12 protein-coding genes are annotated in these 11,942 nt (G+C 31.7%); all 12 read left to right on the forward strand.

Annotated elements, in window-relative coordinates:
• The first annotated feature begins 1 nt into the window (after nucleotide 1).
• Nucleotides 2-388 (forward strand): transcription antitermination factor NusB, encoded by a 387-nt coding sequence (nusB, locus tag SBL16_RS04570; RefSeq protein ID WP_011275687.1) that lies wholly within the window; start codon nucleotides 2-4, stop codon nucleotides 386-388.
• An 18-nt stretch (nucleotides 389-406) separates the two neighbouring features.
• Nucleotides 407-1,744, forward strand: coding sequence for an exodeoxyribonuclease VII large subunit (xseA, locus tag SBL16_RS04575; RefSeq protein ID WP_037536536.1), 1,338 nt, complete (start codon nucleotides 407-409; stop codon nucleotides 1,742-1,744).
• Nucleotides 1,737-1,967, forward strand: coding sequence for an exodeoxyribonuclease VII small subunit (locus tag SBL16_RS04580; protein WP_107611590.1), 231 nt, complete (start codon nucleotides 1,737-1,739; stop codon nucleotides 1,965-1,967). The genes xseA and SBL16_RS04580 overlap by 8 nt, the downstream gene beginning before the upstream one ends.
• Nucleotides 1,945-2,826, forward strand: coding sequence for a polyprenyl synthetase family protein (locus SBL16_RS04585; RefSeq protein ID WP_107611589.1), 882 nt, complete (start codon nucleotides 1,945-1,947; stop codon nucleotides 2,824-2,826). The genes SBL16_RS04580 and SBL16_RS04585 overlap by 23 nt, the downstream gene beginning before the upstream one ends.
• A 296-nt stretch (nucleotides 2,827-3,122) precedes the next feature.
• Complete coding sequence (gene ahrC, locus SBL16_RS04590; protein ID WP_011275691.1) at nucleotides 3,123-3,575, forward strand: transcriptional regulator AhrC/ArgR; 453 nt, start codon at nucleotides 3,123-3,125, stop codon at nucleotides 3,573-3,575.
• A gap of 15 nt (nucleotides 3,576-3,590) precedes the next feature.
• Complete coding sequence (gene recN / locus SBL16_RS04595) at nucleotides 3,591-5,276, forward strand: DNA repair protein RecN (RefSeq protein WP_107611588.1); 1,686 nt, start codon at nucleotides 3,591-3,593, stop codon at nucleotides 5,274-5,276.
• Nucleotides 5,277-5,452: 176 nt separating this feature from the next.
• Entirely contained in the window at nucleotides 5,453-6,877 is a 1,425-nt protein-coding gene (gene lpdA / locus SBL16_RS04600) for a dihydrolipoyl dehydrogenase (protein WP_107634614.1), read from the forward strand.
• Nucleotides 6,878-6,894: 17 nt separating this feature from the next.
• On the forward strand, nucleotides 6,895-7,896 hold the full coding sequence (locus SBL16_RS04605) for a thiamine pyrophosphate-dependent dehydrogenase E1 component subunit alpha (protein WP_107611586.1): 1,002 nt from the start codon (nucleotides 6,895-6,897) through the stop codon (nucleotides 7,894-7,896).
• Nucleotides 7,889-8,872 carry an alpha-ketoacid dehydrogenase subunit beta gene (locus tag SBL16_RS04610; protein ID WP_107611585.1) on the forward strand — a complete coding sequence of 328 codons (984 nt, stop codon included), beginning with the start codon at nucleotides 7,889-7,891 and terminating at the stop codon, nucleotides 8,870-8,872. The genes SBL16_RS04605 and SBL16_RS04610 overlap by 8 nt, the downstream gene beginning before the upstream one ends.
• Before the next feature lie 12 nt (nucleotides 8,873-8,884).
• Nucleotides 8,885-10,213, forward strand: a complete 1,329-nt coding sequence (locus SBL16_RS04615; protein WP_317952942.1) for a dihydrolipoamide acetyltransferase family protein — start codon at nucleotides 8,885-8,887, stop codon at nucleotides 10,211-10,213.
• 102 nt (nucleotides 10,214-10,315) lie between these two features.
• Nucleotides 10,316-10,753, forward strand: coding sequence for a bacilliredoxin BrxB (gene brxB, locus SBL16_RS04620; protein ID WP_107611583.1), 438 nt, complete (start codon nucleotides 10,316-10,318; stop codon nucleotides 10,751-10,753).
• A 12-nt stretch (nucleotides 10,754-10,765) separates the two neighbouring features.
• Complete coding sequence (locus SBL16_RS04625; RefSeq protein WP_107634616.1) at nucleotides 10,766-11,743, forward strand: aromatic acid exporter family protein; 978 nt, start codon at nucleotides 10,766-10,768, stop codon at nucleotides 11,741-11,743.
• The last annotated feature ends 199 nt before the right edge of the window (nucleotides 11,744-11,942 follow it).

Genomic DNA, 11,942 nt, shown 5'->3' on the forward strand with positions numbered 1-11,942 from the left:
TATGAGTCGTAAAGAATCAAGAATGCAAGCATTTCAAACTTTGTTTCAGTTAGAAATGAAAGACACAGAATTAACAATCAATGAAGCCATTAATTTCATAAAAGATGATGAGCCTGAATTAGACTTTGATTTTATACACTGGTTAGTAACAGGTGTTAAAGATCATGAGCCAGTTCTAGATGATACTATTAAGCCACATCTTAAAGATTGGTCACTTCAACGTTTATTAAAAACAGACCGAATAATATTACGAATGGCTACATTTGAATTATTGCATAGTGATACACCACCAAAAGTAATCATTAATGAAGCTGTAGAATTAGCAAAGCAATTTAGCGACGATGAGCATTATAAATTTATAAATGGTGTGTTGAGTAACATAAAATAATTAATTTGAGTGATGACAATGTCTGAATACTTAAGCGTTACAACTTTAACGAAATATATTAAATATAAATTTGATCAAGACCCACATTTGCAATCTATCTTACTAAAGGGTGAGCTATCTAACTTTAAAAAACATCCAAGTGGACATCTTTATTTCAATGTTAAAGATAAAGATAGTGTGATAAGTGCAATGATGTTTAAAGGTAATGCGAATCAGCTTACTTTTGAGCCAAAAGAAGGTGATGAAGTCCTTTTAGAAGCACGTGTTTCAGTATATGAACGACGTGGAAATTATCAAATTTATGTGAATAAAATGGAATTAGATGGTATAGGGAACTTGTATCAAAAGTTAGAACAATTAAAGCAAAAATTAAAAAAAGAAGGCTTTTTTAATAATGAACATAAAAAGCCTATTCCTCGATTCCCTAAAAAAATCGCAATCTTAACTGCTAGTACTGGTGCCGCAATTAGAGATATTCAATCTACAATAAATAGTAGATATCCTTTGGCCGAAAAAATCCAAATAAGTACTTTAGTACAAGGTACACAAGCCAAAGAGGATATTATAAAAAATATTAAATATGCTGATTCACTTGGCGTTGATACTATTATTGTAGGCCGTGGTGGTGGATCTATAGAAGATTTATGGAACTTTAATGAAGAAGATGTTGTTAAAGCGATTTTTGAGTGTCAAACACCCATTATTTCAGCTGTTGGACATGAAACCGATTTTACTCTCAGTGATTTCGTAGCAGATGTCAGAGCAGCAACACCAACACAAGCTGCAGTTATGGCGACTCCAGATCAGTACGAATTGATGCAACAAATTAAGCAATACCAATTTTCATTATCAAGGTATATTAAACAGTATCTTGAAAAACAACATAAACAACTAGATCATTTAGCATCTTATTATAAGTTTAAACAACCCTCATTATTATACGATCAACAGATACAACGCAAAGATGATTTAGAAAGACAACTAACTCAATTATTATTATCCAAAATTGAGAATAAAAAATATCAATTAAAAGTTCTTCATCAGAATTTTAATGTAAAAACATTAAATCAAACTATATTACAAAATAATAAGCAACTAATGAATGTAAAAAATCGTTTATCAAATCTAACAATGAAAAACATTCATAATAATAAATTAGAGCTCAAAAATAAAGTTGAACTATTAAATAATTTAAGTCCTACTAATACTATGTTGAGAGGCTATTCTATAATTAATAAAGATGATAAAGTCATTACTAGTACACAGGATTTAAGTAAAGATGATGAAATTACATTAGCAATGAAAGATGGTAGCGTAGATGCCATTGTTAAAAAGGTTAGGTGTGAACATGAGTAAAGATCAACAAAGTTTTGAAGAAATGATGCAAGAATTAGAAAATATCGTTCAAAAATTAGATAACGAGACTGTATCATTAGAAGAATCATTAGAGTTATATCAACGTGGTATGAAACTTTCAGCAACATGTGATGCAACACTTAAAGATGCTGAAAAGAGAGTAAATCAACTTATTAAAGATGAAGCAGAGGATGAAGAAAATGGCAAAGAAGTCAATGAATGAATTAATTGATCAAATTAATAGCGCTCTTGACGGTGTAATCGAAACTTCACCACTAAATACAAATCTAGAAGAAAGTATGCAATATTCTCTCAATGCGGGTGGTAAAAGAATAAGACCACTTCTTGTATTTTTAACATTAGATGTATTAAATCAAGATTATAAAAAAGGTAAAAAAACTGCATTGGCATTGGAAATGATTCATACGTATTCTTTAATTCATGATGATCTTCCTGCGATGGATAATGATGATTACCGTCGTGGTAAACTTACCAATCACAAAGTCTATGGTGAATGTAAAGCTATTTTAGCTGGTGATGCACTACTAACTAAGGCATTTGAAATCATTGCTGATGATGAATTATTAGAATCTGATGTTAAAGTTAAAATACTTTCTAGATTAGCGCATAACAGTGGCCACTTAGGCATGGTCGGAGGACAAACATTAGACATGCAAAGTGAAGATAAACCTGTTGATTTGGATACGCTTGAACAGATACATAAAGCTAAAACAGGAGCATTACTTCAATTCGCAGTATTAAGTGCAGCTGATATTGCTAAAGTAGATAAGTCTACATCACAAGCTCTTGAAGATTTTAGTAATCATATGGGTTTGATGTTCCAAATTAAAGATGATTTGCTCGACGTATATGGTGATGAATCTAAATTAGGAAAAAAAGTTGGTAGTGACATCGAAAATCACAAAAGTACGTATGTTTCTTTATTAGGTAAAGATGGTGCTGAAAATAAATTAAATTTCCATAGAGATGCTGCCATAGAATCGATAGAACAACTTTCTTCACACTATGATATTAAACCACTATTAGATATCGTTGAGCTTTTCTACACACGTGATCATTAATTATCATTAATATTAACCCTTCAAAGCTACTGTTTAAAAATTGGCGTTGAAGGGTGTTTTAGTACACTATTTTAAATTGTGGCATTACATTTATATCCTAATTTTAGTTTACATATTTATTTATTTGTTTATGCATTTTTTCTATACAAATTAACTAATTGTACATATTAGTATTTAAATAAAACAATTTACGATTATTGAGTTATCAGTTACGTATGCATAATAACAATAGTAGTAGTAAAAAAAATGATGTGTTAAAATCATTGTATAATTATTCGAAACTAGGAGTGTTCATAATGGCAAAAAAATCTGTGAGACACATAAAGATTAGAGAAATTATCTCAAGCGAACAAATAGAAACTCAAGACGAACTAGTAAAACGTCTTAATGAATACGACCTTAATGTTACGCAAGCTACCGTATCACGTGATATTAAAGAATTACAATTAATCAAAGTTCCTGCACCCTCAGGTCAGTATGTATATAGCTTGCCTAATGATCGAAAATACCATCCATTAGAAAAATTGGGTCGTTATCTCATGGACTCATTTGTAAATATAGAAGGAACAGGTAATCTACTCGTCTTAAAAACCTTACCTGGTAACGCTCAATCTATTGGCGCTATACTAGACCAAATAGATTGGGATGAAGTTCTCGGTACTATATGTGGTGATGATACTTGCCTTTTAATTTGTAAAGATGAAGATGCAAGTAATACAATTAAAACAAGAATTTTCAATTTATTATAAGGATGCGATGAATTCATGTTACAAACCTTATCAATAAAACAATTTGCAATTATTGATGAATTAGAAATTCATTTTTCAGATGGATTAACAGTTCTAAGTGGTGAAACGGGTTCAGGTAAATCAATCATCATAGATGCGATTGGCCAGTTAATTGGAATGCGTGCATCATCAGATTATGTTCGACATGGTGAAAAGAAAGCGATTATTGAAGGCATATTTGATATAGATGAAAGTAAAGATGTTATTCATATACTTCATAATCTTGATATAGAAATCGACGAGGACTTCTTATTAGTAAAAAGAGAAATATTTAGCACTGGTAAAAGTATTTGTAGATTGAATAATCAAATTGTTACGCTTCAAGATTTGCGAAAAGTGATGCAAGAACTATTAGATATTCATGGTCAACATGAAACACAGACACTTCTTAAACAGAAGTATCATTTAAAATTATTAGATGATTATGCAGAAGACAAGTATTTATCAACTAAAGAAAAATATCAAAATGTGTTTAATCAATATAAAAGTAAAACAAAGGAATTAGAAGAATTAGAGTCTGCCGACCAAGCGTTACTTCAACGTTTGGATTTAATGAAATTTCAATATGAAGAATTAGAAGAAGCTTCTTTAAAAGAGGGCGAAATTGAGCAATTAGAAGTCGATATACGTAGAATTCAAAATTCCGAAAAACTAAGCATGGCGCTTAATAATGCATATGTCACTTTGACTGATGAGCATGCAATTACAGATAGACTATATGAATTAAGTAATCATCTACAATCTATAGATGATATTTTGCCTGATAAATTTAGTAAATTAAAAGAGGATATTGATCAATTTTATTACACGCTTGAAGATGCTAAGCACGAGTTATATGATGAAATGTCAAACACTGAATTTGATGAGCAAATGCTTAACGAGCTTGAATCACGAATGAATTTATTAAACAATCTAAAAAGAAAATATGGCAAAGACATTAATGAATTAATTACATACAAAGATAAGCTTCAAAATGAAATAGCCAAAATCGAAAATTATGAAGAAAGTACATCACAATTACGTGAGGAAATTAGTCAATTATATGATGAAGTGATGTCAAAAGGCAAAGTGTTATCTAGAGAGCGTCGCACAGTAGCTCGAACATTAAGAGATCATATCGTTTCTGAAATACAAAATTTACAAATGAAAGATGCTAATTTAGAACTCTCATTCCAATTACTAGATAAACCAACAATTGATGGTATAGAATTTGTAGAGTTTTTAATCAGTCCTAATAAAGGGGAACCACTCAAAAGTTTAAATAAAATTGCATCTGGCGGTGAGTTGTCTCGTATTATGCTAGCCCTAAAAAGTATTTTTGTACAATCAAGAGGACAAACTGCAATTTTATTTGATGAGGTAGATTCAGGAGTGTCAGGACAAGCTGCTCAAAAAATGGCTGAAAAAATGAGAGATATAGCTGAATATATTCAAGTAATATGTATTTCGCACTTACCACAAGTTGCATCTATGAGTGATCACCATTTATTAATTAGTAAAGCATCCAATGATGATCGTACAACAACTCAAGTTAAAGAGTTAGAAAATGATGATAAAATTGATGAAATCGCACGAATGATTTCTGGTGCTAGTGTTACTGAATTAACTAGAGAAAATGCAAAAGAAATGATTAGCCAAAATCAAAGAAAAAGTAGTAAGTAATTCATTGAATTTATTAATATTTATTTTTGCTGTAAAATAAATATTAACATTATAAAATGAATATTTTAATTTTATATGAAACCTACTAATTGAGTTACTAAATTCATTTAAAATTTAAAGTCACTTACACATTAACGTTATTAAATCCAATCGCAAAGCAAGTTAGGAGTAAAATTATGAGTGAAAAGCAATATGACCTAGTCATCTTAGGTGGAGGAACCGCTGGTTATGTAGCGGCAATTCGAGCATCACAATTGGGTAAAAAAGTAGCTATAGTAGAGAAATCTTTGTTGGGTGGCACTTGTCTTCACAAAGGTTGTATTCCTACAAAAGCTTTATTAAAATCTGCTGAAATTTTAAGAACAGTTAAAGATTCAGTTCATTTCGGTGTGAATGTTGGTCAATATTCATTTGACTTAAAATCTATGATGAAACGTAAAGACAAAATTGTTAAGCAAATGCATCAAGGTATTGAGGGTTTAATGCAGAAAAATCACATAGATATATTTAATGGCACAGGTAGAATTATGGGGACATCTATTTTCTCACCTCAAAGTGGTACCATTTCAGTTGAATATGATAATGGAGAATCTGAATTATTACCTAATCAGAATGTATTGATAGCTACAGGTTCACTACCAACTCAATTACCATTCTTACCTTTCAATCACAATACAGTTCTATCTAGTAATGACATATTGCAACTCACTGATTTACCTGCAAGCATAGCAATCATTGGCGGTGGAGTGATAGGTCTTGAATTTGCTTCTTTATTAATTGACTTAGGTGTAAATGTTAGTGTGATAGAGGCAGGTGAACGAATCTTGCCTAATGAGAGTGCTCAAATTGCACATTTTCTAAAAACATCACTTATAGCAAGAGGAGTAACGTTCTATGAAAATTGCGCTTTAAATGAATCTGCAGTTACAGTCAACTCTAATTCTGTATCTATACAAGTAAATAAAGATAAAACTATAGAAGTAGAAAAAGTTTTAGTATCAATTGGTCGCAAGCCTAATACTGATGATATAGGATTAAATAATACTAAAATTAAAACTGATGATAACGGTAATATACTTGTTAATGACTTTTTACAAACCGAAGATAAGCACATTTATGCTGCAGGTGATTGCATAGGTAAGCTTCAATTAGCACATGTATCTTCTAAAGAGGCAATACTTGCTGTTGAAAACATGTTTAATGGCAATGGCCTACCTCTAAATTATGACAAGATGCCGAAATGCATATATACACACCCAGAAGTTGCTTCAATTGGTTACAATAAAGAATCAGCCGAAGCCAAAAACAATAAAACTAAATCATTTAAAGTAAGCTTTAATGCAATTGGTAAAGCAGTAATAGAGGAAACTACTAATGACAGAGGATTTTGTGAAATGATAATTAATGATGAAACTAATGAAATTATCGGTATTAATATGATAGGTCCTCAGGTTACTGAATTAATCAACGAAGCCTCTTTATTGCAATTTATGAATGGTTCAGCAATTGAGTTAGGTCTGACAACACATGCACATCCTTCTATATCAGAAGTACTTATGGAATTGGGATTGAAAGTAGAAAATAGAGCAATACACGTTTAACAGGAGGAACAATAAAGATGATTGATTATAAATCTGTCGGACTTTCAGAAGAAGACCTTAAAGAAATCTATAAATGGATGGATTTAGGTAGAAAAGTAGATGAACGATTATGGTTATTAAACCGCGCAGGTAAAATTCCATTTGTTGTTAGTGGACAAGGACAAGAGGCTACACAAATAGGAATGGCATACGCTATGAAAGAAGGAGATATTTCATCTCCATATTATAGAGATTTAGCATTTGTTACTTTTATGGGGATTTCTCCATATGATACAATGCTAGCTTCATTTGGAAAAAAAGATGATATTAATTCTGGAGGAAAACAAATGCCCTCTCACTATAGTCATCGTGAAAAGGGCATATTATCACAAAGTTCTCCAGTTGCTACACAAATACCACATTCAGTTGGAGCTGCATTAGCTTTAAAAATGGATAAAAAACCAAATATTGCTACGGCAACTGTCGGTGAGGGAAGTTCAAATCAAGGAGATTTTCATGAGGGTTTAAACTTTGCAGGCGTTCATAAATTACCATTTGTTTGTGTCATCATCAATAATAAATATGCGATATCTGTGCCTAATACATTACAATACGCTGCAGAAAAACTTTCTGATAGAGCCTTAGGATATGGCATATATGGTGAGACAGTAGATGGGGATGATCCGATAGCAATGTATAAAGCTATGAAAGATGCTAGAGAACGTGCACTAAATGGTGAGGGTGCCACTCTAATTGAAGCTATAACACATCGTATGACGCCACATTCTTCAGATGATGATGATACATATCGTACGAAAGAAGAAAGAGAAGCATTAAAAACTTATGATTGTAACCTTAAATTTAAAGATTATTTATTAGAAAAAGAGATTATTAATCAAGAATGGTTAGACAATATAGAGCAAGAGCATAAAGAAATTATTAATAAAGCCACTAAAGATGCAGAAAAAGCGCCATATCCATCTGTAGAAGAAACATATCAATTTGTTTATGACCCAGAAGGAGGTATGGGCAATGAGTAAAATGAATTATATTGAAGCAATACAACAAGCGCAAGACCTAGCCATGGAACATGATAATAACGTATTTATATTAGGTGAAGATGTAGGACGTAAAGGTGGCGTTTTTGGTGCAACTAGAGGTCTTCAAGATAAATATGGTGTTGAAAGAGTAATAGATACACCTTTGGCTGAATCAAATATTGTAGGGACTGCTATTGGAGCAGCAATGATTGGTAAACGACCAATTGCAGAAATTCAATTCGCAGATTTTATACTTCCTGCAGTTAATCAGATTATTAGTGAAGCAGCTAAAATGCGCTATCGTTCAAATAATGACTGGCAATGTCCTATCACAATCAGAGCACCCTTTGGTGGTGGGGTACATGGTGGTTTATATCATTCTCAAAGTATCGAGAGCATCTTTGCGTCTACACCTGGGCTAACTATTGTCATACCTTCATCTCCTTATGATGCTAAAGGATTATTATTATCCTCTATTGAGTCAAACGATCCAGTATTGTTCTTTGAACATAAAAAAGCATATCGCTTCTTGAAAGAAGAAGTGCCAGATGGTTATTATACAGTTCCTCTTGGAAAAGCTGATGTAAAACGTGAAGGGAATGACATAACTGTATTTACATATGGTTTGTGTGTAAATTATTGTATGCAAGCTGCTGATATTTTATCAGCAGATGGTATTAGTGTTGAAATAGTTGATTTGAGAACTGTTTATCCTCTAGATAAAGAAACAATTATTGAACGTGCTAAAATGAATGGCAAGATTTTATTAGTAACAGAAGATAATCTAGAGGGCAGTGTCATGTCAGAAGTCTCTGCAATCATAGCTGAAAACTGTTTATTTGAACTTGATGCACCTATTATGAGATTAGCTGGACCGGATGTTCCTTCAATGCCATTTTCTCCTAATCTTGAAAATGAAGTTATGATGAATCCTGATAAAATCTTAGAAAAAATGCGAGAACTTGCACAATTTTAAGGAGGAAAAGTTATGGATATAAAAATGCCAAAACTAGGCGAAAGTGTTCATGAAGGTACTATTGAGCAATGGCTTATTTCAGTGGGTGACTATGTTGATGAATATGAACCCTTATGTGAGGTAATTACTGATAAAGTAACTGCTGAAGTACCTTCAACTGTATCTGGTACTATCACTGAAATTTTAGTTTTAGAAGGTGAAACAGTTCAAATAGATCATGTTATTTGTAAAATTGAAACTTCTGAAACAGATAATTCTACCAACACTAAAAATACCGATATTGAAACCGTTAAGGATTCGACAAATTTAAATATAAATGGTAATGATACATTAACAGTCGAAACGTCAGCATCGGCTTCAAAAAATATTTCTGATAAAGAAGTAAATCATTCTGTTAAAACAAATGCACATACACAAGCATCATTACTTAATAACGGTCGATATTCACCAGTAGTTTTTAAAATTGCATCTGAAAATGATATTGATTTATCATTAGTTCCTGGCACAGGTTTTGAAGGACGTGTGACTAAAAAAGATATTGAAAATCATATTAATTCAAGTCATCAGGAACCGAAAATAAATAACAATTCACTATCTAGTTTCGAACATACGAAATCCAACGTGGATTCTGCTCAGAGTCAATTTGGTCAATCTATACCAGTCAAAGGTGTTCGTAAAGCAATAGCTCAAAACATGGTGACAAGTGTAACTGAAATCCCTCATGGTTGGATGATGCTTGAAGTTGATGCAACAAACTTAGTTAAAACTAGAAATCATCATAAGAATTCGTTCAAAGAGAACGAAGGTTATAATTTAACTTTCTTTGCATTCTTTGTAAAAGCTGTTGCAGAAGCATTAAAATCAAACCCACTATTAAATAGTAGCTGGGATGGAGAAGAAATTATTCTTCATAAAGATATTAATATTTCAATTGCTGTAGCAGATGAAGATAAACTATATGTTCCTGTTATTAAACACGCTGATGAAAAATCAATCAAAGGTATTGCTAGAGAGATAAATGAACTAGCACTTAAAGCAAGAAATAAACAGCTATCACAAGAAGATATGTCTGGTGGAACATTTACAGTTAATAATACTGGTACATTTGGATCCGTTTCATCAATGGGAATTATAAATCATCCACAAGCAGCGATTTTACAAGTAGAATCTATTGTAAAAAAACCAGTCGTTATTGATGATATGATTGCAATTAGAAGCATGGTTAATTTGTGTATTTCAATTGATCATAGAATACTTGATGGTGTTCAAACAGGGCGCTTCATGTCTCAAGTTAAAGAACGTATTGAACAATTCACAATAGAAAATACAAGTATCTACTAGTTTAAAATGATATATCATATTCCCTGGACAAGCTATTTGAACTCTAACACTTATATTTAGTAGAATAGCATTGAATAAATAAAAGATTGAAAGGTGATTAAAATGGATTTAAATTTTGATTTATATATGAACGGCGTGGTTGAACAAGCTCGTAATGAAATTGAAAATGCGGGATATGAACAATTAACAACTGCAGATGAAGTTGATAAAGTATTACAACAAAATGGTACTTCATTAGTAATGGTTAATTCAGTTTGTGGATGTGCGGGAGGAATTGCACGTCCAGCAGCATCACATGCATTACACTATGATAAACTACCTGATAGACTTGTTACAGTATTTGCTGGACAAGATAAAGAGGCTACGCAACAGGCTAGAGACTATTTTGAGGGTTATGCACCTTCAAGTCCATCATTTGCATTAATTAAAGATGGTAAAATCACAGAAATGATTGAACGTCATCAAATTGAAGGCCGTGATGTAATGGATGTTATTAATCAGTTACAAGGCCTATTTGATAAATATTGCGACGAAAGATAAGAGGATTTACTAATGTTAAAGTTAAATCCTTATAAGATTGGATTTAGAACGCTTAAAACAGCAGTAGGTATCACATTAGGTGTTATTTTAGCTAAATGGATGGGGCTTGTTAATTACGCATCAAGTGCTATCCTCATTGTATTATGTATTAAACATACTAAAGTTCACTCAGTACAAGCTATCGTATCAAGATTTGTATCTTGTATACTAATTCTAATGTTTGGTTCATTGGTTTTTAGCTTATTAGGTCAGAATGCGCTTGTTTTGGGATTAATTGTATTATTATTTATTCCGATAACTGTTATGTTGAAAGTTCAAGAGGGTGTTGTAACTAGTTGTGTTATATTATTACATGTTTTCAATGCAACTACGATTAATTTACATTTAATCATAAATGAATTACTCTTATTAACTATTGGACTAGGAATCGCATTCATCATGAATTTAATTATGCCAAGTTTAGACAAAACATTAGTTTCTTTTAAGAAAGATATAGAAAAAGGCTTCAAAGAAATCTTTATGACATATAGCGAAGCTTGCTCAAATTATAATAATGATCTTACTTTATCTTTCGAAAAACTCCAATTAGACATTCGAAAAGCCAAATCAATCGCATTTAGAGATGTTAAAAATCATTTTATTAGAAATGAAAATTCATATTATCACTATTTTGATATGAGACAAGAACAACTTGAATTATTGCGCAGAATTAAACCGTTATTAAATCAAGTTACTGTCGATGACCCATTACTGACTGATGTATCTCATTTAATGTCAGAAATTGGTAATAACGTAAATAGTAATGATTATACTGCTTTACGATTACATTCACTGTATGAAATCCGTTTATCACTAGACGAATTACCACTTCCTAAATCTCATCAATCTTTAAAATCACGTTCAAGTATGATGCAAATATTAAATGAACTAGAAGAGTATTTAAACATTAAATCTCAATTTGGATCACTACGGTTACACAATGAAATATAATTAGTGATTAAATAAAAAAAGCTGGTACATAATTCCTAGCAAAATAGCCAGTAAATGAGTTTTTATAAATTCATTTACTGGCTTCTTTATTTACAATACTTCGTATTCGTGGCTCGCTTGCCCAACGTGCTTTGCTTGTAGAAACTAATTAACTCAGTTTCTCTGTGTTGGGGCCCTTCTTAGGGGACAGCTTCAGCCT

The sequence above is a fragment of the Staphylococcus sp. NWU MK-U1 genome (assembly GCF_033283505.1).
GTDB classification, from domain to species: Bacteria; Bacillota; Bacilli; order Staphylococcales; family Staphylococcaceae; genus Staphylococcus; species Staphylococcus haemolyticus.